The following is a 22,328-nucleotide window of genomic DNA, read 5'->3' on the forward strand; positions in this document are numbered from 1 at the left end:
TGATAACTGATCCAGATGATGTTCTGGGGACAATGGTGAAGGAAGTGGCGCATGTCCAACAAAGCCCGTCTTGCGGCGGTGGGCGGCGCTGCTGTTGCCATGCCAGTCCTGGCCATCTGGGCCGCAGGAAGTGCTGAAGCCGCACCCGTGCCGGCGCCGCCCACCACGGCGTTGCCCGCAGCCCTCGACGTCATGACGCCCTGGCAGCCGCAGGTCTCCTGCGACCCGGTGGACAAGCCGGGGGTGCGCGCGTTCGGCGACCTGATGCTGGCGACGTACAAGTCGGGCAACTACGGGGTGAGCCGCTACTGCGCCGCCGACACCAGCGAGCACTACGACGGGCGCGCCCTCGACTGGATGCTCAGCGTCAACAACCCCGACCAGAAGGCGATCGCGGACTCGGTGACCGCCTGGCTGAGCGCGAACAACGGCGCGATGGCCCGGCGCTTCGGGATCCAGTACATCATCTGGAACAAGCACATGTGGCGCGAGTACGACCCCGGCCGGGGCTGGGCGGCGTACAGCGGCAGCGACCCGCACACCAGCCACGTCCACTTCAGCTTCACCTGGGACGGCGCCATGAAGCGCACGTCCTGGTGGACCGGGACGCCGGTGACCGTGCCCGACGTGGGCCCGTGCCGGGTCTACGCGGGGGAGTACGCCCCGGTCTACACGAGCCGCAACACCACGCCCTGCCCGGTGAGCCTGCCCGCCGCGCCGACCTCGGTGCACGCCGTCGCCGTCCAGGGCCAGACCAGCCCGGACATCGCCCTGGCCCAGAAGCTGCTCGGCATCACCGCCGACGGGCAGTTCGGCGGCGGGACCCGCGCGGCCGTGCTGGCCTGGCAGCGCAGCCACGGCGTGCCGGTCACCGGTGTCCTCGACAAGGCGACCTGGGCCCGGCTCGCCCCCGGTGCGCCGGTCGCGACCACGCCCGCTCCGACGCCCGCGACGCCGACGGGCTACCCGACCTTCCGCCAGGGCCAGAGCAGCCCGACCATCGCCATCGCCCAGCGCGCCCTCGGCGTCACCGCCGACGGGGCCTTCGGGCCGATCACCTTCAAGGCGCTCGTGGCGTGGCAGACCAGCCACGGGGTCCCGGTCACCGGCGTCCTGGACGCCGCGACGTGGGCCAGGCTGGTGCCCACCGCCGGCACGGCCACACCCGCACCGCAGCCGGCCCCGAGGCCCGCCCCTGCCCCCGCGCCCGCGCCCGCGCCTGCTCCCGCGCCCGCGCCCGCGCCTGCTCCCGCGCCCACGCCCGCCACCGGCGGCAGCAGCCAAGCCGCCTCGGGCTACCCCAGCATCCCGGCACCCACGAACGCCGCGGGACGGACCGGCTACACGGCATACAAGGGGACCGTGCTGCACCAGGGATCGACCGGGGCCGGGGTGTTGGTGCTCCAGCGCGCGCTCGGCGGGCTGAGCGCCGACGGCGCGTTCGGCCCCCGGACCGCGGCCGTCCTCTCGGCGTGGCAGAAGGCGCACCACCTCCCGGTGACCGGCACGACGACCCGGGCGACCTGGGACGCACTCGAGCGGCGTGACTTCCCGCTGGTGGAGTGGTGGAACACGGTGCTGCGCAACGGATCCAGCGGTCCGGCGGTCGTCGCGCTGCAGCGTGCCCTGGGCGTTCCCGCCGACGGGAAGTTCGGTGCGCTGACGGAGCGGGCTGTGAAGGAAGCCCAGGGACGGGCTAACCTCGCCCGAACAGGCGTTGTGGCGACCCTCACATGGCGGGCGATCGAGACCCGGACTCACCGGTAGGGAAGCCCGCGCGCGGCACCACCCAGCAGGAGCACCACCCCCGCATGTCAGGTTCCAACGGCGCCCCCACCCGCCGGTCCACCCGTCACCCCCAACGCAGCCCCCGGACCCTGAAGGTCCTCGCCGGGGCAGTCCCCGTCGTCCTCGTCGGTGCCGGCCTCGCCCTGGTCGCCGTCAACGGAGGCGTCAAGGCCACCCTCGACGCGTCCGCGGCGACCTGCGCCGACCCCACCCACGTCTCGGTCAGCACCACGCGGGAGTTCCTCCCGGTGCTGCGCAAGGTCGCCTCCGGCGTGGAGGAGGCCGCCGGTGACCGCGCCGGCTGCCCGGCCTTCGAGGTCACCGCCTCAGCCCCCGCCGCCGCGGTCTCCCAGGTCACCGGTGGCGGTTCGGACGCCCCCGACGTGTGGGTGCCCGACTCCTCGGTGTGGGTGCAGCGCGCCAACGCCCAGCTCGGTGGGGACTCCCTGCCGCAGCCGGTCACCGTCGCCCAGAGCCCCCTCGTCGTCGCCGTGCCACAGGCGCGGGCCGCGCACTACGCCGGGGCGGGAGTGCCCTCGTGGGCCCAGCTGCTCGGCGGCTCGGTCCCGGCCCGGATGAGCGACCCCGGCGCGTCCACGGCCGGGCTGATCGCCCTCACCACCGTGCGCTCGGCCCTCGGCAGCTCACCGGAGGTGCAGCAGGAGGTCGGCGGCGCCATGATCAAGCTCTCCCGCACCGCGGCGAAGAGCACCGACGACCTGTTCACGGCTGCCGCCTCGCAGGGCGCCGGCGCCCCCGGGTTCCCGGCCAGCGAGCAGCAGGTGCTGCGCTACGACGCCGGCCACCCCGAGGCGCTGCTGGTGCCGGTGGTCCCGACCCCGGGCACCGGCCGGCTGGACTACCCCTTCGTCACGGTCGGCCAGCCGAAGCCGGCGGTGGCCAAGGCCGTGCTGGCGCTGCGCAACGCCCTCACGTCCGAGAGCGGCCAGCGGGCCGTCCGGGCTGCGGGCTTCCGCACCGCCGACGGCCAGGGCGGCCCGACGCCGACGCCGGGCGTGACCAACCCCGCCGTGAAGCTGCTGCCCGAGCCGTCGCTGAAGGACGTCGACGCGGCGCTTCAGACGTGGAGCGCGGTCTCCACCGAGATGCGCATGCTGGCCGTCATCGACGTCTCGGGCTCGATGACCGAGCAGTTCGGCGGCCTCACCCGGATGGCCGTCGCCCAGGGCGCCACGGACACCGCGCTGCGGTTCTTCCCGCCGCGCTCGCAGGTCGGCCTGTGGGTGTTCTCCACCGACAAGGACGGCCCGGGCAAGGACTGGAAGCAGCTCGTGCCCCTCGGCCAGCTCGACCAGACGGTGGGCGGTGTCAACCAGCGCGCGGCGCTGCTCCAGGCCAACGCCGGGATCAGCTCCTACATCGGCGGCAACACCGGCCTGTACGACACGATCCTCGCCGCCTACGAGCGGGTGAAGCAGAACTGGGACCCCAACCGGATCAACTCGGTCGTGCTGCTCACCGACGGCCAGAACGACGACACCCAGGGCCTGAACCTCGACCAGCTCATGGCGAAGCTCAGGGCCGAGGCCGACCCCACCAAGCCGGTGCCGGTCATCACGATCGGCATGGGCCCGGGCGTGGACGCCTCGGTGCTGGACCAGATCTCGCGGGCGACCGGCGGCAAGTCCTACCTGGCGCAGAAGCCCGACGACATCCGCAAGGTCTTCGTCGAGGCCCTGCTGCAGCGCAGCTGCCGGCCCAACTGCTGACCCCGGTCAGCGCGGGTCGAGCGTGACCCCTTCGGCCGCGAGCCGGCCCGGCATCCGTGCCGGGTCCGCCTCGCGGACGAGCACCACCGAGCCGTCGACCGCCCAGGCGGCCAGCGCGGTGCGCAGCACGGAGGCCAGGTCGCCGGTGGCCAGCACCCGGGCGCCGGCCGGCCACCCCGGGGAGGGGACCACCGCGTCGTATGCCGTGTGCTCGCCTCCGGCGACCAGGGCCCGGTCCCGCGGCCCTGGCGCTTCCCACGGGCTGAACGCGTCGGCATACGTCGCGAGCTCGCGGGCCTCGTCCATGGCGCCGGCGGGCAGGGGGTTGGGGTGCGAGCGGGCGAGCGCGGCCAGGGTGACCACGACGGCCTCGCCACCGGCCGGCACGCGCTCCGGGTCGTCGGTCACCGTCACGTCGGCGTCGATGGTGCCGTCGAGGTCGACCGTGGCGCCGACCGACCACGCGGCCAGGGCCCAGTACAGGGCCCGCCAGTGACCGGGCAGGTCCAGGCGGACCACCGTGCCGGGGCCGGCGTCGAGCTCCTCCTGGAGGGCGTTGCCGGCCTTGGCGACCCAGTTGGCCAGGACCTTGCCGGACAGCTCGATCCGCTCGCCACAGGTCTCACCCGGCGCGTCGTCGTAGAACGTCACCCGGGGGCGGGCCGGGTCGGCGGCGAGCAGGTCGGCGAGCAACGAGGCAGGGGTACGCACGCGGGCAGCCTACGGGCGATAGCGTCACCGTCGTGAAGGCCACCGAGTTCGCCCGCCGCGCCGACGCCGTCATCTCCGGGGCCTCCCAGGAGAGCGTGCGCGAGGACACCGGCGACCTGCCCCTGCTGCGCGGCGAGCGGGTCGCCGCCCGCGGGCTCACCCGGGTCCTGGTGACCGTCGCCCTGCTCGTCGTGGTCGGCGCGGCCGCGTGCGCGCTGCTCGCCCCGTTCGGGCTCTGGCTGCCCCTGGTGGCGCTGCCGCTGCTGCTCGTCCTCGCTGTGGTGTGCGCGCGGGTCAGCCGGCTGGCCTCCTCCCGGACCATGCCGGTGTGGGCGGTGGCCGCGATCGTCGTGCTCGCCCTCGGGACCACCGTCTGGGCCGGGCTCACCCACTCCGAGCAGGCCCTGCCGCGGCGAGACCCGGGCAGCTACCTGCAGTCGGCCACGGCGCTGGCCACCACCCACCGGCTGCCGGTGCAGGTGCCGGCCGACACCGTCGGCGGTGCCGCGGTCCTGCGCACCCCCGGGGTGACCCTGGAGAGCCCCGCCTTCTACCAGGTCGGCACCGCCGCGGACCCGGCCGTCCAGCCCCAGTTCATGGTCGGCACGGCCGCCTGGTACTCCGTCGGCATCTGGCTGGCCGGTCCGCTGGGCGCCATCTGGCTCGCGGCGGTCTTCGGCGGCCTCGGAGTCCTGGGGCTGGGCCTGCTCACGGGTTCCGTGGTCGGGCCGCGGTGGGGTCCACTGGGGGCGCTGGCCAGCGCGATCTGCTTCCCGATGCTGCACATCAACCGCTCGACCTACTCCGAGCCGCTGGCCGTCGTGGTGCTCGTCGCCGGCCTGCTCATGCTCGTCGAGTGCACCCGCAAGGGCGCGCGCGGGCACTGGCAGCACGCCCGCCAGCTCGGCTTCCTCGCCGGCCTGCTCGTCGCCGGCGGCGGGCTGATGCGCGTCGACGCGCTGCGCGAGACGCTGCTGCTCCTGCCGTTCGCGGCCCTGCTCATCATCCGGCGGGACGGAGGCGGCTGGCCGCTGCTGGCCGGCGCCGGTGTCGGCACCCTCGTCTCCTTCGCGGCAGGGCTGGGGCTGTCGGACCAGTACCTCGGCAGCATCGCCGGGTCGCTGCTGCCGCTGGTCGCCCTCGGGGTCGGCCTCGCCCTGCTGGCCACCGCGGTCGTCGTGGCGGCCCGGCGCGGGATCCGGCTGCCGGACGGCATGCGACGGCTGCTCCCGGCAGCCTGCGCCGTCGCGGTCCTGGTCATCGGGGTCGTGCTGGCGGCCCGCCCGCTGTTCCAGACCGTGCACCAGTCCGCGGCCGACCCGGGTTCGCACGTCGTGGCCGGGCTGCAGCACCGGCAGGGGCTGGTGGTCGACGGCGCCCGGACCTACGCCGAGCAGAGCCTGGCCTGGACCGCCTGGTGGCTCGGGCCGGCGGCGCTGGTCATCGCGTTCGCCCTGCTGGCCGGGGCAGCCCGCCGGGTCGCGCGCGCCTGGGTGGACGACGAGCCGCTGCCGCGCTGGAGCGGGCCGTTCCTCGTGGCCTTCGCCTCGGCGGTCCTCACGTGGTACCGCCCCGGCATCACCCCCGACCACCCGTGGGCCGACCGCCGGCTGATGGTCGCGCTGCCCCTGGTGATCATCGCCGTGGTCGCCGCGGCGGCGTGGCTGACCCGCTGGTCCACCCGCCACCTGCCCCCCGCGGCGCTGGTGGCCAGCAGCGTCGTCGTCTCCGCGGCGCTGCTCGTGCCCGAGGCGATGGCCACGTGGCCGCACGCCACCGAGCGGGTCGAGCACGGCGAGCTGGCCGCGGTCGACCAGGTCTGCCGGGCGTTCGCGCCGGGCGACGTGGCCCTGGCCGTCGACGACCGGGCCGCGCTGGAGTGGCCGCAGGTCGTGCGCGGTCAGTGCGGGGTGCCGTCGCTGGCCCTGACCCAGCCGGTGCGCCGCGACCCCGCCGCCCGGGGCCAGGCCGTGGCGTCGGTCGCGAAGGCGGTGCGCGCCAACGGCGGGCGGTTGGTGCTCCTCGCAGCCGACTCCGACGCCGCGCTGCAGACCCCGCTGCCGGCCGGGGTGACCGCCGGCCCGGTCGTGCAGGCCGCCGACGTGATGGTGCGCGAGGACGCCCGGCTGCTCGAGCGCCGCCCGGACCACCTGGTGTCGCTGCCGATCCGCGTCTGGCTCGTCTCCGTCCGCTGACGGCAGGGCCGGTTCGCCTCGCGGTCATCACCCGCGCGCGGCCTTGCTCGTGACGGCGATGGTGACGGCCAGGCCGCTGTGATCACGACGGCCCCGCCGTCACGACGTCCGTCGTGGCAGACGACGACGCCCGGCAGGAGGATGAACCTCCCACCGGGCGCCTCTGCTGTGTCAGCGGCTCATCGCTCAGCCGTCGGAGTCACCTCCGGCCGGGGCCGCGCCCGAGCCGATCACGTGGTGCTGTGGTGCCGGCATCGGTGAGCCGGCGCCCTTGACCGAGGCCCAGACCGCCTTGTTGAACTCGTTCTCGTCGATCTGGTCCTCCTTGCCCAGCGACTGGGCGCCGGACTGCGCGGCCAAGGGGGCACTCGCCGAGTTGAGCGTCGTCATGGCGTAGCCCGGCTTGCGCACGTCGTAGGCGCGCAGGTTCGGCGTCGTCGTGAACGACGCGCTCATCGGCGTGGAGTAGGCGTCGAACTGGGTCAGCGGGCCGACGCCGGCGAGCAGCCCGATCGTCCGCACCATCGACGCGGTGTTGTAGAAGGTCGAGTCGACCTTGCCGGTCTGGGTGTACGGGCTGATCGCCAGGGCCAGGGTGCGGTGCGCGTCCACGTGGTCGGGGCCGTTCTGCGCGTCGTCCTCGGTCACGAAGATCGCGGTGCTCTTCCAGTCCTTGGAGTGCGACACCGTGTCGACCAGCCGGCCGAGCGCGTAGTCGTTGTCCGCGACGTAGGCCTTCGGCGTCGGCGAGCCCGCCTTGGTCCCGGCCGTGTGGTCGCTGGGGAGCCGGACGAACTGGACCTTGGGCAGGGTGGAGGTCGCCTCATACTGCTGGAACTCCTTGACCCACTCGTCGATCCGGCCGGTCGTGCCGCACGCCGCGCTCATCGGCTTGAACGTCCCCGAGGAGTCCGGGCAGGCCAGGTCGAAGCCGCGGTAGGCCGTGTCGGTGTGCGCCTGCAGCACCGGGTCGGCGGCGTGGATGGCCGAGCCGGACAGGTCGACGTAGAAGCCGTAGTTGCGGAAGGACACGCCCTTCTTCGCCAGGCGCTGCCAGATGTAGGTGTCGTCCGGCTGCTGCCCGGCGATCTCGGGGTCGGCGTCCTCGCTGGGGTAGGGCGCCTTGCGGCCGGAGTAGTTGGCCGGCCACTGCTGCTCGGCGTAGGGGTTCGAGGTGGCCGAGGCGACCCAGTTCCAGCCCTGCGCGCTGACCTCGGCGTCGGCGTAGAAGTTGTCGATGGTGGTGAACCGGCGCGCCAGCTCGCGGGCGTTCGGCGCGGACTCGTCGCCGAAGAGGTTGAGCGAGGGATCGCCGTTGCCCTTGCCCAGGCTGCCCATCTCCTGGTCGTAGGTGCGGTTCTCCTTGACCACGTAGATGACGTGCTTGATCGGCGTCGGGCCACCCGGCGTGCGCGGGATGACGGCCCCGCGGGCCTGGTCGGGGGCGTTGTTGCGCTGCACCTGGGCGGTGTAGCGCGCCAGCCGGTCACCGGTCGGCTCGGCGACGGAGGAGAGCATGCCGGCCATCATCGAGCCGGAGTACTGGTCCGGCGAGGTGGGTGCGCTCGACTCGGGGTCCGGGTGGCCGGGCCCGTCGTTCGGCCCGGCGCCCAGGCCCTTGGCGTTGGTGACCAGCAGGTGTCCCTCGCGCCAGGCGACCGAGGTGGGGTACCACCCGGTCGGCACCAGGCCGGAGACCCTGCCGCGGGCCAGGTCGACCACGGCGACGTCGTTGTTGCCCGAGCTCGCGACGAACAGCCGCCGCCCGGTCGGGTCGAGCGCCATCCCGCTGGGCGTCGTGCCCACCGGTGCCCCCGTGTATGGCGCGAGGCTGAGGGTGCGGCGGACCGTCGCCGTCGCGACGTCCACCTCCGAGACGGTGTCGGCGTCGCTGTTGCTGACGTAGAGCGTGCGCCCGTCGGGGGAGAGGACCGACCGGTTGGGGTGCAGGCCGACCTTGACCTGCCCGGTGACCTTCGGCGCGCCGCCGGTCAGGTCGACGACGTCGACGGTGGAGGCGCCCTGGTCGGTGACGAACGCCTTGGTGCCGTCCTTGGTGACCGAGGTCCACAGCGGGCGGTGGCCGGCCGGGACCGTCGAGGAGGTGCCGGTCGCGGTGTCGATGACCGAGACCGCGTCACCGAGCTGGTCGGCCACGACGAGGCGCTTGCCGTCCGGGGTCACGGCCAGGCCGGCAGGGAAGAGGGTGACCTTCTCGCCGGCGGGGTTGGTCGTCGGCAGCGCCAGGGGCGTGCCCTCGACCAGTTTGCCGCCCTGCAGGTGCAGGACGCGGACCTTGGAGTTGGCGGCCGCGCTGGCGTAGGCGGTCTGCCCGTCCGGGCTCCACGCCAGGCCCATGTAGAGCGACTCGGGGCTCGTGTAGGGGATCGTCTGCTCGACCTTGTGGTCGGCGGCGTCGACGAGCTGCAGGCTCTGCGTGCCCTGCCCGTCGTTGCTGACGAGCAGGTGCCTGCCGTCGGGGGAGAGGGCGGAGGTCAGCGGCAGGTCCCCGAGCCGGGTCTGGTCGCCGGCGGGGGTGACCCGGAAGCCGACGGGGGTGACGGCGGTGCCGTCGGGGCGGGGCCCGGCCAGCCGCGAGGCGGTGGCGAAGGCCGCGCCTCCGCCGATGACGGTCAGCGCCACGGCGCCGACGACGAGTGCGGGAGAGCGTCTCATGCCGCGCACGGTAGGGAACCCGGACAAACCGGACGTCGCGCGCAGGTGAACGGCGCCGAGCGCCTGGTCGACGGCTGGGCTGACGCCGTGACGGCGGTCGGGACGGCCAGACCGCCGTGATCACGTCGGTCGCGCCGTCACGACCTCCGTCATGACAAGGCCGAGTGCCCCGTGGCGTCACCACCACCGGCGTGACGCGTGGCTGCGGGAGCGCGCCCGGCGGTCGCGGGTAGGCTCACCCGCGAGATGACTGAGCACACCACCTCCACGCAGCCCGGCGCCGAGCACGGCGTCACCCCCGTCGACGGCGCCACCGAGGCACTGCCGGTGACCACGGCCCTGCCGCCGGCCAGCCCCGAGCAGGTCGAGGAGTCCTCGTCCCGGGTGGGCGACGAGCAGACCCTGCGGATGGAGGTGCCTCAGGCCCCGCCCGTCCCCGCGCCGGTGGAGCAGCCGGCCCCCGCGCCCGGCCCCACCCCGGTGACCGAGGTGCGCGGTGAGCCGACCACGGGCCGCGACGGCGCGCCATACGTGACGGTCGTGCTGCCCTGCTACAACGAGGGCGAGCACGTCCTGCAGGAGATCGACCGCATCACCGCGGCGATGGAGGCCAGCGAGTTCACCTACGAGCTGCTGTGCATCGACGACGCCTCGACCGACAACACCCTGCAGGTGCTGCACGACGCGGCGACCCGCTACCCGAACATCCGCGTGATGCCGTTCCGCCGCAACGGCGGCTCGGGCACGGCCCGGCGCATCGGCACCCAGCAGGCCCACGGCGAGATCGTCGTGTGGACCGACGCGGACATGACCTACGAGAACGAGCGGATCCCCGAGCTGGTGCGGATCCTGCGCGACGACGACAGCTACGACCAGGTCGTCGGCGCCCGCACCACCGAGGAGGGCACGCACAAGTGGGCCCGCGTCCCGGCGAAGTGGCTCATCCGCAAGATCGCCGAGAAGCTGTCCAACGAGAAGATCCCGGACCTCAACTCGGGCCTGCGGGCGTTCCGCCGCGAGGTGTCGCTGCCCTACCTGCGGCTGCTGCCCCCCGGCTTCTCCTGCGTCACGACGATCACGCTGGCGTTCCTGCACAACCAGCACGACATCAAGTACGTGCCGACGTCCTACGCCAAGCGCGCCGGCGTCAGCAAGTTCCACTTCGTGCGGGACGCCTACCGCTACATCCTGCAGGTGCTGCGGATGGTCATGTACTTCAACCCGCTCAAGGTGCTGCTTCCGCCGGCGCTGTGGATGGTCGGCATCGGCCTGGTCAAGGCGGTCGTGGACATGGTCCGCCACCCGTTCTACTTCCCGGCCAGCACCGTGCTGCTCCTGGTCAGCGGCATGATGATCGGGTCCGTCGCCCTGCTCGCCGACCTCGTGGTGCGCTCACGAGACGGCGTCTGAGCCGGGGGCGGCGATGAGCGACTCCGCCCTGAAGGTGGCCGTGGTCGGCCCCACCCACCCCTACAAGGGAGGCGTGGCCGCCCACACCACGACCCTGGCGCACCAGCTGGCCGAGGCCGGGCACGACGTGACGCTGGTGTCGTGGAGCCACCTCTACCCGAGCCGGCTCTACCCCGGTGAGCAGGCGGTGCCGGGAGGCGCGCCTGACGTGCCGCCGTTCCCGCGGACCGTCCGGGCGCTGTCGTGGGCCCGCCCCGACACGTGGGTGCGCACCGGGCGCCGGCTGCGCGGGTTCGACGCGGTCGTCGTCGTGCACGTCATCCCCGCCGTCGTGCCCGCCCACCTCGCCCTGCTGCGCGCCGCGGGCGTCGGGCGCACCTCGAGCACCGGCCAGGGCCCGCGCTCGGTGGTCATCGCCCACAACGTCATGCCGCACGAGTCGCACCCCGGCGACAGCGCGCTGATGCGCTCGCTGTTCTCGCGCGTCGACGCCGTGCTCGTGCACAGCGCCGAGCAGGCCCGGCTCGCCCACGACCTCGGCGCGCACCGGGTGTCGGTCGCCGAGCTCCCCCCGCACCTGCCCGGCGGCCCCGCCGAGGAGCGGCCCCCGTATGCCGGTCCCACCCGCCTGCTCGCCCTGGGCATGGTCCGCGAGTACAAGGGCGTCGACCTCCTGCTGCAGGCCCTGGCCCAGGTGCCCGACGTGAGGCTGACCGTCGCCGGGGAGCTCTGGGGCTCCAGCGGCGAGCGGGTCCGGGCCCTCGCGGCCGACCCGCAGGTGCGTGACCGGGTGAGCATCCGCTCCGGCTACGTCCCGGCCGAGGAGCTGGCCGGCCTGTTCGCCAGCCACGACGTGCTGGCGCTGACCTACCGCACCGCCACCGCGTCGCAGAACGCCCTGCTCGGCCAGGCCCACGGGATGCCGGTGCTCGCCTCGGCGGTCGGCACGTTCGGCGCCCAGGTGCGCGACGGCGTCGACGGGCTGCTGGTGCCGCCCGGGGACGAGGCCTCCCTGGTCACCGCGCTGAAGCAGCTCGCCGACCCCGACGAGCTGGCCCGGCTGCGCGCCGGGGTCCGCCCGCCGGACCTGACCAGCCCCTGGGCCACCTACGTCGGCATCCTCGAGGCGTTGGCCTCGCCGAGCACGGCCGCGGCCGACGACCTTCCCGAGGAGGAGAGGACGCTGCCGACCACGGTCAAGGACCGGCTGCTCGCTCCGGTCCGCGCGGCACTGGCCAGCAAGCGGCCGCAGATCGAGCTGACCCGCAGCGACCTGCCGGACTGGGTCCGGCCCAGCGACGTGCTGGCCGACGCGGCGGACGCCGACGAGGCGCGGGCGTTCGCCCGTGAGCTGGGCCTGCCCCGCGGCGGTGACGCCGTGGCCGCCTGGGCCGCGCTCGGGGCGCTCGCCGCCGTGGTGCGCCTGGGCGACGACGGGCACCACAGCGCGGTCATCCTCGACGAGTCCGGCAGCCGCTCCCCGCTGGCCCGGTGGGCCCGGGCGATCGGCTTCGCCCCGGTCGAGCTGGAGCTCACCGGCCCCCGCTCGTCCGTGGCGGTGCTCGACGTCGACACCGCCTCGCTGGACGTCATCACCCGGCTGCACCCCTCCGGCTGCGACGCCGACGACGTCGACGAGGCGCTGAGCCAGGCCTCGTGGGCGCTGCGCTCCGGCGGCCTGCTCTCGATCACCCTTCCCCTGGGGCCGGCCACCGCCGAGGGCGCGGTCGGTCCGGTGGAGGTGCGCGGCGTCCTGGCCCGCGCGCACGACCTGGGCTTCGTCCTGGTCGGTGACCTCGACGGCGAGATCGGTGCCCGGATGCGCGAGGCGAGCAGCGGCACGCACCGCGAGGACGCGGCATACGCGCTGGTGCGCCTGACCTTCCGGCGGCGCTAGGTGGCCCTGCCCCGCGCCCGCCTGCTGGGCCTAATGCGGCTCGGCATCGCGCTGGTGATCCTGGCAGCCGTGGCCTGGGCGGTGGCCCGCAACTGGACCGCGGTCTCGGCCGACCTGGGCAAGGTCAGCGGATGGGCGCTCGTCGTGGCGCTGCTGCTGGCCGTGGTCGGCCCGATCCTGACGATGCTCGGGTGGCGGGTGCTCATGACCGACCTCGGCTCGCCCATGCACGTGGCGCCCGCCGGGGGCATCTTCTTCATCGGCCAGCTCGGCAAGTACCTGCCCGGGTCGGTGTGGAGCGTCCTGGCCCAGGCCGAGATGGGCACCAAGCTGCACATCCCGCGGCGCCGGTCGGCGGTGGTCGGCCTGATCTCGATCGGCCTGGGCGTGCTCACCGGGCTGCTCGTCGGGGTGGCCGCGCTGCCGCTGCTGCTCGGCACCTCGGGGTCCGGGCACGTCGGCTGGCTGGTGCTCGCGCTCCCGCTGCTGGTCGTCGCCTGCTGGCCGCGGGTGCTCAACCGGCTGATCGCGCTCGGGCTGCGGCTGCTGCGCCGCGAGCCGCTGGAGCACGAGCTGTCCGGCCGGGCGGTGCTGACCTCGGTGGTGCTCTTCGTCGGGGCGTGGCTGTGCTTCGGCGTCCACGTCTGGGTGCTGGCCACCTCCATCGGCGGGGCCACCGGGCCGGCGTCCCTGGCGCTGGCCTCGGTCGCCGGCTACGCCCTGGCGGCCTCGCTGGGCATGCTCGCGGTCATCGCGCCCGCCGGCGTCGGCATCCGCGAGGCCCTGCTCGTGCTCATGCTCGGCCAGGCCATGCCGACCTCCGCGGCCACCGCCGTGGTCCTGCTGTCGCGCTTCATCATCACCGCCGGGGACGTGCTGGTCGCCGGCGGCGGCTGGCTCTACGCCCGCTCCCACCACCTGCTGTCCGCCCACCCGGGACACGGTGCGCCCGCTGCGCCCGACCCGGTCACCCACGAGGAAGGTCGTCCATGACAGAGCAGCCCGAGGTCCAGCCGACGCCGGCGACGGGTGGCCAGGTCGCCGCCCCGCCCGGCGGACGCCTGCTGGCCGCGGCCAAGCGCGGCGCCGAGCTGGCGCTCTGGGCGCGGGTCGGGCTGCAGCGCCGGGTCGAGCCGGGCCTCCGGCGGGTCGTGCGCTCCTGGCCCTCGCCCGTGCACCGGCCGGTGCCGACGTCCGTGGCGCCCACCGCGGTGCTGTCCAGCCCCGCCGACTGGCAGCGCGCTGTCGCCGAGGCGCGCACGCTGCGCCTGCCGCTGCACCACGACCGGCCCAAGAACTGGGACGCCCTCGGCGCCGTCGCCGCGGTGCTGTCCCTGGCCGACGACGGGTCGCGCACGGCCCGCGTCATGGACGCGGGCAGCGCGCGATACTCCTCGGTCCTGCCCTGGCTGCGGCTGTTCGGGCTGGGCTCGGCGCCGGAGTCGCTGGTGGGGATCAACCTGGAGTTCGGCGAGCCGGTGCACCGTGACGGGGTGACGTTCCGCTACGGGGACGTCACCGCCACCGGGCTGGCGGCCGGCTCGCTCGACGCGATCACCTGCATGTCGGTGATCGAGCACGGCGTGCCGGTCGAGGGGTTCCTCGCCGAGAGCGCCCGAGTACTCCGCCCGGGCGGGGTGCTGTGCGTCTCGACCGACTACGACCAGGCGCCGCCGGACACCACCGGGCTGGAGGCCTACGGCACGCCGGTGCGGATCTTCGGCCCCGACGACATCCGTGAGCTCGTGGCCACCGCCGACCGGCACGGCCTGGAGCTGGTCGGCGACCTGGCGGGCGCGCTCAGCCACGCCGAGCGGCCGGTGCACTGGAAGCGCGTGGGTCTGGACTACACCTTCATCCTGCTCACCTTCCGCCGCCGCTGACCCAGCGCACGCCCACCGCGCTGCCGCGGAAGAGTGCGCTCTGCCGAGGTTGCAACCTCGGCAGAGCGCCTGGAACCGTGGCACAGCAGGGGTATGCCGTCCGGTCGCCTCATGCGGCCCGGCCGCGTTCGCGCGAGACGGCCGCGCGCACCCGGGCCGCGACCCAGTCCATCTGGTCGAGCTCGCTCCAGGTCACCCGCACCACCTCATAGCCGAGGCTGCGGATGCGGTCCTCACGCAGCTTCTCGGCCACGACGGCATCGCTGCCACCATCGCCGCGGTACTTGACCAGGCCGTCGAACTCGACCACGACGCGTGTCCCCTTGACGAGGAGTCGACGCGGGCGACGACCTCGCCGGCCTCCCGGATCTCGTGCTGCGGCACCACCGGCAGGCGATGGACCAGCAGGCCCAGCCTGAGCCGGCTCTCGCCGACGGACTCCGACCGGCTATCGGCGTGGCTGAGCATGTGACGCGCCGCGCGAGACCCGGGGATGCCACGGATGCGGTCCACCGCAGCGGCCAGCTGTTCACCGGTCGCCGTCCCGTGGTGCAGCGCAGCATCCGCGGAGACCACGGCTGGCAGGATGCCGTGGGCCATCGCGAGCTGGACCAACGCGGTGCAGGCGTCAACCACAGCGCAGCTGTCGACCCACAGCACCTGAGTGCCGGCCGGCCGCACGTTCATGGCGATGCCCGAGGAGCGACGGGTGTGCCGGTCGGCCAGCCGTGTCAGGTGGACGACCGACAGGTCCGCGCCGAAGACGGGCAGCCCGTGCAGCAGCAGGGCGGAGTGGTGGCTCGCGGCGACCCGATTGCCGTGGGTCAGCAGCGCCGCACGGGTCCTCGCCACGTGCTCGTCCTCGGGTCGCAGCGGGAGTGGGCCCACGGCATACCGGCCTCGGCCGATCCGCACGCACTCACCCGAGGCGACCAGTCGCCGCAGCGAGCGGGCGTCGTGGCCGCACTCGGCGGCGTCGGCGGTGGTGAAGACGTTGCCGGCGGCGACAGCGCGGGCGCGGAGCAGGCCATCCATGGCCGCGAGCGTGCCCCACACCGGCGTCCGCGGCCACGACGCCGGTCGCGCCTGTGGATGAAGGGACGGCGCGGTCAGGGGGTGTGGACAGTCGGCTCTGCCGCACACAAGGGCGCCCTGCCGAGGATGCAACCTCGGCAGGGCGTCAGGAACCTCGGCAGAGCGCCGGGAAGGGGTCAGGCGGCGTTGGGCTCCGGCGCGTCGGTGCGGGGGAACTTCTCGATGAACTGCTTGACCACGTCGCCGGAGATGTCGCCGCACAGCTGGCGGTGGCCGGCCTGGCTCTCGATGCTGCCGTCGGCCTTGACCTTGGCGGCCCAGTGCGAGAGGGCGAAGAGCTTGCCGGCGGGGAAGGTCCCGTGCGAGCTGTCCCACGGTGCGGCGATGAACTTCTCCTTGGCCCACGAGGTCTTCGGCGCCATCTCGGCGATCTGCTTGACCACGGCGATCTTGGCGGCGGGGGCCTTGGGGTCGTACCAGAGCACCGTGTAGCCGTGCTCCAGGTTGTGCACCAGCGTCTCCACCTTGGGGGTGTCGCTGCCGGTGTAGAAGTGGATGCCGTCGAGGTCGGGCTGCGCGAAGTGCTCGCCGAAGGACGGCGGGACGGTGGCGTACTTGACCGTCGTCACGTTCGGCTGGTTGGTGCCCGGGCCGACGTGCTGGCCGTTGCCCGAGGCCTTGTCGTCCGTGATCGCCGAGCAGGACGCGGCGCTCGCGGCCACCCCGAGCTTGGCCAGCGCGGCGTCGGGCTGCTTGCCCTGGGCGTCGACCACGGCGAAGGTGATGACGCCGGCGAGGACCAGCAGCAGCGCCAGGCATCCGGCGATGATGACCATCTTGGTGCGCCGCTCGCGGGCGTTCTGCTGGCGCTGGATCTCGGCGAGGCGCGCCTTGCGCTCCTGGCTGACCTGCTTCTTGGCCACGGTGTGTGTCCCCTGGGTTCGTTCGGTCGGACGTCGGGGGAGTCTACGGTGCCAACCCGTGCGCGCACGCTGTCGGCCGGGTGGGTGACACTGGGCCGGTGACACCGGCCGGTGCGGACGCCCCACCGCTCGAACGCACCTGGCGTTCCGGGCGTGCCCTCGACGTCCGCTCGACGCTGGGCATCCTGCGCCGGGGCGCCGGCGACCCCACCTGGCGGCAGGACCCCGACGGCACGATCTGGCGCGGCATCCGAAGTGCGTGCGGGCCGGCGACGCTGCGGCTGCTCCAGCGTCCGGACGGCGAGGTGGAGGCGCAGGCCTGGGGTCCCGGCGCAGCCTGGGTCCTCGACCGGCTGCCCCCGATGCTCGGCGAGGACGACGACGCCTCCGGCTTCGAGCCACGCCATCCCGTGGTCGCCGAGGCCGCCCGCCGGTTCAGCGGGTGGCGGGTGCCCTGCACCGGTCTGGTCCTGGAGGCCCTGGTGCCGGCGGTCATCGAGCAGAAGGTGACCGGCCAGGAGGCCTTCGGCTCCTACCGCACCCTCGTGCACCGGTATGGCGAGCGCGCACCCGGGCCGGGCGGCCCCCGCGGGCTCTGGGTCGCCCCCGCGCCCGCGACGTGGACGATGGTCCCGTCGTGGGAGTGGCTGCGGGCCAGCGTGGACGGCAAGCGCTCGGCCGCGGCGGTCCGGGCGGCTCGCAGCGCCGGTCGGCTGGAGGAGTGCACCGCGATGTCCCACGCGGACGCGCACCGCCGGCTGCGCGCGATACCGGGGATCGGGGTCTGGACCGCCGCGGAGGTGGCGCAGCGGGCGCTCGGCGACCCCGACGCGGTGAGCTTCGGCGACTACCACGTGGCACGCAACATCGGCTGGGCGCTGACCGGCGTCGAGGTCGACGACGACGGGCTGGCCGAGCTGCTCCAGCCCTGGTCGGGGCACCGCTACCGCGTGCAGCGGCTGCTCGAGCTGGCCGGGGCCAGGCGGCCCCGGCGCGGCGCCAGGATGGCGCCCCGGACCCACCTGCCTCGGTAGTGCAGGTGGGCCCGGGGGGACTGGGAGTCAGGCCGTGGAGGCCGCGGGCTCGAGGCGCGGGTCCTGCTCGAGCGGCTCCGGCTCGCCGACACCGGAGGCGCCTGCGGCTGCCTCCTCGACCGACTCGGTCATCCGGATGCTGGTGCGCAGGGGCACCTCCTTGACGAACAGGACGGCCACCAGGGCGACCACGGCGACGGCTGCGCTGATCGCGAAGACGTGACCGGTGGCGTCGCCGTAGCTGGCGCGCACCAGCTCGCGCAGCGGGGCCGGCAGCGCACCGAGGTCGAGGCCCGCCGCGCCCTCCTGCTTCGAGGCCGCTGCTGCCGCGGCCCCGCCGAGCCGGCGCAGGCCGGCCGCGACGTTGTCGTCCACCCGGGTGGCCAGCACCGCGCCGAGCACGGAGACGCCGACCGCGCCGCCGAGGGTGCGGAAGAAGGCCACCGTGGCCGAGGCGGCGCCGATGTCCCGGACGTCGACGGTGTTCTGCACGGCGAGGACGAGGTTCTGCATCATCGCGCCGAGGCCCAGGCCCATGACGGCCATGAAGACGCTGGCCCGCCACAGCGGGGTGGTGTGGTCCAGCGTCGCGAGGCCGGCCAGGCCGGCGACCAGCAGCACGCCACCGCCGACGAGGAAGCCCTTCCAGCGGCCGGTCCGGCTGATGACCTGACCGGCGCCGGTGGAGGACAGCAGCAGGCCGAGCATCAGCGGGACGGTGAGCAGGCCCGCCTTGGTCGGGGAGTCACCGCGGGCGACCTGGAAGTACTGCCCGAGGAACGTCGTGCCGCCGAACATCGCGATGCCCACGGCGACCGAGGCGACCACGACCAGCGCCGCGGTGCGGTTGGCCATGACGCGCAGCGGGACCAGCGGCTCCGGGACGCGCAGCTCGACGACGGTGGCCAGGGCCAGGGCGACCAGCGCGCCACCGAGGTAGGCCGCGCTCTGCCAGGACACCCAGTCGAAGTCGGTGCCGGCGAAGGTCACCCACACCAGCGGCAGGCTGGCGCCGACGGCGATGAGCAGGCCGCCGAGGTAGTCGATCCGCGGTGCGCGGCGCTCGGTGGTCACGTGCAGGGTGGCCTGCAGCACCACGAGGGAGATGACGGCCAGCGGCACGCAGACGTAGAAGCACCAGCGCCAGCCCAGCGGGCTGTCCACGATCACGCCGCCGAGCAGCGGGCCGCTGACGGTGCTCACCGCCATGACGGCGCCCATGTAGCCGGAGTACCGACCCCGGTCCCGCGGGGCGATGATCGAGCCCATGATCGCCTGGACCAGCGCGGTCAGGCCGCCCATGCCCAGGCCCTGCACGACGCGGCAGCCGATGAGGAACGGCACGTTCGGTGCCAGGCCGGCCGCGACCGAGCCCGCGACGAACACGAGGATCGCCAGCTGCACCAGCAGCTTCTTGCTGAACAGGTCGGAGAACTTGCCCCAGATCGGGGTGCTGACCGTCGTGGCCAGCAGCGAGGCGGTGATGACCCAGGTGTACTGCCGCTGGGTGCCGCGCAGGTCGCCGATGATGGTCGGCAGCGCTGTGGCCACGATGGTCGAGCTGAGCATCGCGGTGAACAGCGCGGCCAGCAGGCCGGTCATGGCCTCCAGCACCTGCCGGTGCGACATCGGCTCGGCCGAGGCCTCGCGTGGACGGGTGGGTGCGGTGGTCATGCGGTGAGCTCCTCGGGGGACGTGGGGGTCGTGGTGGGGGAGGGGGTGTCCTCGGCCGGCAGGTCGAGCCAGGCGGGACGGACGGCCAGCGGCGCGGCGACCAGGGATTGGCTGAGCCGGTCCATCAGGGCGGCGGCGGTGCGCACGTCGTCCTCGTCCCAGTCGCGCAGCAGCTGCCCCAGCTGGGCCACCCGGTCGGCGTGCAGCACCTCGAGCTGGCGCCGGCCGAGCGGGGTCAGCGCGAGCCGCCAGGCCCGGGCGTCGTCCGGGTCGTGCCCGCGCTCGACCAGCCCGGCGCGCTCCAGCGGGGCCACCTGGCGGGAGATGACCGACGGTGCCACGCACAGCCGTTGGGCCAGGTCACCGGGCCGCGCAGGCCCGTCATACAGGCTCTTGAGCACGGCCAGGTGGGTGCTGGACGCGCCGAGCACCTGGGACTGGCGGTGGGCGACCGAGCGGGTCGTGCGCATCAGGTGGCTGAGCGATCCGAGCAGCTCGGCTGCTGCTCCGTGGTCGAGGGACATGGGCCACTCCTTTGGTTTCGCTATGCAACTATATTGAACAAAGTTGCTTTGCGCAACCAAATGGTCGGTATGCCGTGCCGTCACGTCACGCTCACCCCTGCGCCGAGAGGGACGTTTCTGCGGTTTGAGCCGTGCTCAAACCCCAGAAACGTCCCTCTCGGCGGGAAAGGCGGGGTCAGCCGAGGTCGTCGTTGAGCCGGCGCAGCAGCCGGCCGAGCTCGGCGACGTCACGCGCCGGCCACTGGGCCAGCTGGGCCGCGACGTGTGAGCGGCGGCCCGCCCGCGAGCGCTCGAGCGAGCCCTGGCCCTGACGGGTCAGCCGCACCAGCCGGGCCCGGGCGTCCTCCGGGTCGGGCACGCGCTCGATGAGGCCGAGCCGCTCGAGGTCGCCGAGGTTGCGGCTCATGGTCGACTTGTGCAGCTGCAGCGCCGCGCTGACGTCGGTGGCGCGCACCCCGCCGGGGTGGGTCCCGGCCAGCTCGTGCATCGCCACGAGCGTGGCGTAGCCGGCCGCGTCGAGGTCGGGGTGGATGTCGGTGGCCATCGTCTGCGACGCGGCGCGGGCCCGGCGCAGCAGTCGGCTCAGCTCGCGCTCCACCTCGACCATGGATGCGTTGCCGGCGGTCCTGCCGTCGGGCTCGGGCGTGCTCACCGCGGCAGGATACTGAGCGCGCTCATGCCGGCGCGTCCACCACGACCACGGCCTGGCCGGCCCGGCCGCCACGACGCACGGCGCCGGCCAGTCCCTCGCCGTGCAGGGCGACCAGCAGGCGGGCAGCCACGAGCCCGGCGCTGAAGTCGTCCTCGCCGCTGAGCTCGACCTCGTCGGCGCCGACGTCCGCGGCCACCTCGTCCTGGTCTCGCAGCGCGACGCGGACCGCACGGGCCACGCGCGTGCGCCGGTCCTCCGGCCACGCCGCGGGGATGCCGACGTCCAGGGCGGCCGCCGTCCCCGGCGTCACCCCGAGCGCCGCGCGCACGGCCTCGGCCCGGCCCAGGCCGAACCAGTCCTCGGGGCCGGTGCGCACGATCGTCCGCGCGCCGGCGCCGTCCTCCCGGACCGTGCCGCTGCCGCGGACGAGGGCCACCGGCACCGCACGGTCCTTGCCCTTGACCAGGTCTGCCGCCGCGGCCAGCTCGTCGGCGACGCAGCGCACGGTGACCTGCAGCGGTCGGCCGTCCGCGTCGACGCCGCCGCGCAGGTCCTCGACGGTGGTCACGCCGCAGGCGCCGAGCGCGAAGTCGGTCTGCCCCACGCGCCAGGGGCGGCCGGCGGTGTCGCTGAGCACCAGCCCGATGGACACCGGGCGACCCCAGGCAGCCAGCACCGCGTCGCGCAGCGACGCCGCGGCGGCGTCGGGGTCGCCGGGCAGGAGCAGCACCACCGCGTCGTCGCCGGTGTTGGAGGCGTCGACCCCCGCCGCGGCCATCACCGGGCCGGCGGCCGACTCGACGACGCGCGCCGTGCCCGTGGGCGTCACGCGCTCGGCGACGACCCGCAGGGACTGCGCCACCACGGCGTCGTCGCGCGATGCTGCCGGCGCGGTGAGCCCCTCCGCCTTGGAGACCACCTTGCTGGAGACGACGAGCACGTCGCCGTCGGCCAGCTCCAGCCCCGTGGCGCGCAGGGCGGCGACGAGCAGGCCAGCCAGGTCGTCACCGGCGCGGACCTCGGGCACCCCGGCCACGGCGGTGACCGTGACCGCGAGGGCTGGGGACGTCATACGGCCGGGGTGGTGGGGCGGAGCTCGCCGGCGAGCTGCAGGGCGGCGCCGGCGATGTCGGCGGCGGCGTCGACATCGCTCATCAGCAGCGGCCGGGCGCGGACCGCGAGCCGGCCGGGGGAGGCGGCGAACTCGGCGTCGGCGTCGTCGACGAGCCACCCGTCGAGGAAGTCGGCGTAGAGGCCGGCGACGGCGCGGGTGGTCGACTCCACCCCGATCGCGGTCAGGCAGGCGTCGGCGTGGCCGCGCACCGGTGCCCCGCCGATGAGCGGGGAGACCCCGACCACCGGTGCGGTCGTGCCGCGCAGGGCGTCCCGGACCCCGGGCACGCCCAGGATGATGCCGATCGAGACCACCGGGTTGCTCGGCGGCAGGAGGACCACGTCGGCCTCGCGGATGGCGTCGAGGACCCCGGGGGCGGCGACGGCGCGGTCCATGCCGACCGCGATGAACCGCTGGGCCGGCACGGCGGCGCGCATCCGCACCCACCACTCCTGGAAGTGCACGGCGCGCGGGCCCTCGCCCTCGTCGACGACGACGTGCGTCTCGACGGGGGAGTCCGACATCGGCAGCAGGGTCACGCCGCGGTGCGGCAAACCCCAGCGGGCGGCGAGACGGGCCGTCACCTCGGACAGGGTCAGGCCCTGGCCGAGCCACTGGCTGCGCACGATGTGCGTGCCGAAGTCCTTGTCGCCCAGGCCGAACCACTGCGGCGTCGCCCCGTAAGCGGCCAGCTCGGCCTGGACGGCATGGGTCTCGCCGTCGCGGCCCCAGCCCTGGCCCTCGTGGATGCCACCGCCGAGGGTGTAGAGGACCGTGTCCAGATCCGGGCAAACCCGGAGACCGAAAAGGTTAATGTCGTCGCCGGTGTTGCCGATAACAGTGACGGTGGCGCCCGACAATTCGGGCACACGGCCCAGATGGGTCAGAAGGCCTCGCAGGAATCGGGCGCCGCCGACGCCTCCGGCCAGTGCGGTGATGCGCATGGGTCGCAGTCTCTCAGGGCGCCGAAACCCGTTGCACGGCGGTGGGTTTGCGATCAGCCCAATGGGGTAGGCCAAGCGGTGTGGATATATCGGTCCTGTGAATACGCCGAATATCAGAGAACGGCTTGACTTGGGCGT

At 74.2% G+C, this 22,328-nt stretch carries 17 protein-coding genes; 8 read left to right on the forward strand and 9 right to left on the reverse strand.

Going from position 1 to position 22,328, the window contains the following annotated elements:
* Nucleotides 1-147: 147 nt before the first annotated feature.
* Both FB474_RS03560 and FB474_RS03565 read left to right on the forward strand, forming a co-directional pair.
* Complete coding sequence (locus FB474_RS03560) at nucleotides 148-1,767, forward strand: peptidoglycan-binding domain-containing protein (RefSeq protein ID WP_141787400.1); 1,620 nt, start codon at nucleotides 148-150, stop codon at nucleotides 1,765-1,767.
* Nucleotides 1,768-1,811: 44 nt separating this feature from the next.
* Entirely contained in the window at nucleotides 1,812-3,518 is a 1,707-nt protein-coding gene (locus FB474_RS03565; RefSeq protein WP_185746020.1) for a substrate-binding and VWA domain-containing protein, read from the forward strand.
* A gap of 6 nt (nucleotides 3,519-3,524) precedes the next feature.
* On the opposite strand, the gene FB474_RS03570 is transcribed toward FB474_RS03565, so the two are convergent.
* On the reverse strand, nucleotides 3,525-4,229 hold the full coding sequence (locus FB474_RS03570; protein WP_141787402.1) for a TIGR03089 family protein: 705 nt from the start codon (nucleotides 4,227-4,229) through the stop codon (nucleotides 3,525-3,527).
* 32 nt (nucleotides 4,230-4,261) lie between these two features.
* On the opposite strand from FB474_RS03570, the gene FB474_RS20610 reads away from it, so the two are divergent.
* Nucleotides 4,262-6,424, forward strand: a complete 2,163-nt coding sequence (locus FB474_RS20610; RefSeq protein WP_185746021.1) for a hypothetical protein — start codon at nucleotides 4,262-4,264, stop codon at nucleotides 6,422-6,424.
* Nucleotides 6,425-6,610: 186 nt separating this feature from the next.
* Here the strand turns inward: FB474_RS20610 and FB474_RS03580 are convergent, their stop codons facing one another.
* Complete coding sequence (locus FB474_RS03580; protein WP_141787403.1) at nucleotides 6,611-9,100, reverse strand: bifunctional YncE family protein/alkaline phosphatase family protein; 2,490 nt, start codon at nucleotides 9,098-9,100, stop codon at nucleotides 6,611-6,613.
* A 246-nt stretch (nucleotides 9,101-9,346) separates the two neighbouring features.
* Here FB474_RS03580 and FB474_RS03585 point away from each other — a divergent pair, with 246 nt between their 5' ends.
* The 4 genes from FB474_RS03585 to FB474_RS03600 are packed head-to-tail and all read left to right on the forward strand — an operon-like array spanning nucleotide 9,347 to nucleotide 14,290.
* A complete protein-coding gene (locus FB474_RS03585; protein ID WP_246092029.1) occupies nucleotides 9,347-10,510 on the forward strand; it encodes a glycosyltransferase family 2 protein in 1,164 nt (387 codons plus the stop codon).
* 13 nt (nucleotides 10,511-10,523) lie between these two features.
* The gene (locus FB474_RS03590; RefSeq protein ID WP_141787404.1) at nucleotides 10,524-12,407 is read left to right on the forward strand and encodes a glycosyltransferase family 4 protein; all 1,884 of its coding nucleotides are present in this window, start codon (nucleotides 10,524-10,526) and stop codon (nucleotides 12,405-12,407) included.
* Nucleotides 12,408-13,400, forward strand: coding sequence for a lysylphosphatidylglycerol synthase domain-containing protein (locus tag FB474_RS03595; protein ID WP_246092030.1), 993 nt, complete (start codon nucleotides 12,408-12,410; stop codon nucleotides 13,398-13,400). It begins immediately after the preceding gene.
* Entirely contained in the window at nucleotides 13,397-14,290 is an 894-nt protein-coding gene (locus tag FB474_RS03600) for a methyltransferase domain-containing protein (RefSeq protein ID WP_141787405.1), read from the forward strand. Before FB474_RS03595 ends, FB474_RS03600 begins: the two co-directional genes overlap by 4 nt.
* Before the next feature lie 192 nt (nucleotides 14,291-14,482).
* Here FB474_RS03600 and FB474_RS03605 read toward each other — a convergent pair whose 3' ends face one another.
* Nucleotides 14,483-15,325 (reverse strand): type IV toxin-antitoxin system AbiEi family antitoxin domain-containing protein, encoded by an 843-nt coding sequence (locus tag FB474_RS03605; RefSeq protein WP_141787406.1) that lies wholly within the window; start codon nucleotides 15,323-15,325, stop codon nucleotides 14,483-14,485.
* Nucleotides 15,326-15,501: 176 nt separating this feature from the next.
* On the reverse strand, nucleotides 15,502-16,248 hold the full coding sequence (locus tag FB474_RS03610; protein WP_141787407.1) for a DUF3105 domain-containing protein: 747 nt from the start codon (nucleotides 16,246-16,248) through the stop codon (nucleotides 15,502-15,504).
* A gap of 98 nt (nucleotides 16,249-16,346) precedes the next feature.
* On the opposite strand from FB474_RS03610, the gene FB474_RS03615 reads away from it, so the two are divergent.
* Complete coding sequence (locus FB474_RS03615) at nucleotides 16,347-17,282, forward strand: DNA-3-methyladenine glycosylase family protein (RefSeq protein ID WP_141787408.1); 936 nt, start codon at nucleotides 16,347-16,349, stop codon at nucleotides 17,280-17,282.
* A gap of 27 nt (nucleotides 17,283-17,309) precedes the next feature.
* On the opposite strand, the gene FB474_RS03620 is transcribed toward FB474_RS03615, so the two are convergent.
* The 5 genes from FB474_RS03620 to cofD form a co-directional block, all read right to left on the reverse strand.
* Entirely contained in the window at nucleotides 17,310-18,956 is a 1,647-nt protein-coding gene (locus FB474_RS03620; protein WP_342778090.1) for an MDR family MFS transporter, read from the reverse strand.
* Nucleotides 18,953-19,480: a MarR family winged helix-turn-helix transcriptional regulator gene (locus FB474_RS03625; protein ID WP_141787409.1), complete on the reverse strand. Its 528-nt coding sequence runs from the start codon at nucleotides 19,478-19,480 to the stop codon at nucleotides 18,953-18,955. Before FB474_RS03625 ends, FB474_RS03620 begins: the two co-directional genes overlap by 4 nt.
* A 175-nt stretch (nucleotides 19,481-19,655) precedes the next feature.
* The gene (locus FB474_RS03630; protein WP_221632423.1) at nucleotides 19,656-20,132 is read right to left on the reverse strand and encodes a MarR family winged helix-turn-helix transcriptional regulator; all 477 of its coding nucleotides are present in this window, start codon (nucleotides 20,130-20,132) and stop codon (nucleotides 19,656-19,658) included.
* Between the two features lie 22 nt (nucleotides 20,133-20,154).
* Nucleotides 20,155-21,204 carry a coenzyme F420-0:L-glutamate ligase gene (gene cofE / locus FB474_RS03635; RefSeq protein ID WP_141787410.1) on the reverse strand — a complete coding sequence of 350 codons (1,050 nt, stop codon included), beginning with the start codon at nucleotides 21,202-21,204 and terminating at the stop codon, nucleotides 20,155-20,157.
* Nucleotides 21,201-22,190 carry a 2-phospho-L-lactate transferase gene (cofD, locus tag FB474_RS03640; protein WP_141787411.1) on the reverse strand — a complete coding sequence of 330 codons (990 nt, stop codon included), beginning with the start codon at nucleotides 22,188-22,190 and terminating at the stop codon, nucleotides 21,201-21,203. The genes cofE and cofD overlap by 4 nt, the downstream gene beginning before the upstream one ends.
* Nucleotides 22,191-22,328: the final 138 nt, after the last annotated feature.

This window comes from Oryzihumus leptocrescens (genome assembly GCF_006716205.1).
Lineage (GTDB): Bacteria > Actinomycetota > Actinomycetes > Actinomycetales > Dermatophilaceae > Oryzihumus > Oryzihumus leptocrescens.

Coding starts and splice junctions, on each gene's coding strand:
- FB474_RS03625 (WP_141787409.1), bottom strand. CDS start 19,480: ATGTCCCTCGACCACGGAGCAGCAGCCGAGCTGCTCGGATCGCTCAGC.
- FB474_RS03620 (WP_342778090.1), bottom strand. CDS start 18,956: ATGACCACCGCACCCACCCGTCCACGCGAGGCCTCGGCCGAGCCGATG.
- FB474_RS03605 (WP_141787406.1), bottom strand. CDS start 15,325: ATGGATGGCCTGCTCCGCGCCCGCGCTGTCGCCGCCGGCAACGTCTTC.
- cofD (WP_141787411.1), bottom strand. CDS start 22,190: ATGCGCATCACCGCACTGGCCGGAGGCGTCGGCGGCGCCCGATTCCTG.
- cofE (WP_141787410.1), bottom strand. CDS start 21,204: ATGACGTCCCCAGCCCTCGCGGTCACGGTCACCGCCGTGGCCGGGGTG.
- FB474_RS03580 (WP_141787403.1), bottom strand. CDS start 9,100: ATGAGACGCTCTCCCGCACTCGTCGTCGGCGCCGTGGCGCTGACCGTC.
- FB474_RS03590 (WP_141787404.1), top strand. CDS start 10,524: ATGAGCGACTCCGCCCTGAAGGTGGCCGTGGTCGGCCCCACCCACCCC.
- FB474_RS03600 (WP_141787405.1), top strand. CDS start 13,397: ATGACAGAGCAGCCCGAGGTCCAGCCGACGCCGGCGACGGGTGGCCAG.
- FB474_RS03565 (WP_185746020.1), top strand. CDS start 1,812: ATGTCAGGTTCCAACGGCGCCCCCACCCGCCGGTCCACCCGTCACCCC.
- FB474_RS03585 (WP_246092029.1), top strand. CDS start 9,347: ATGACTGAGCACACCACCTCCACGCAGCCCGGCGCCGAGCACGGCGTC.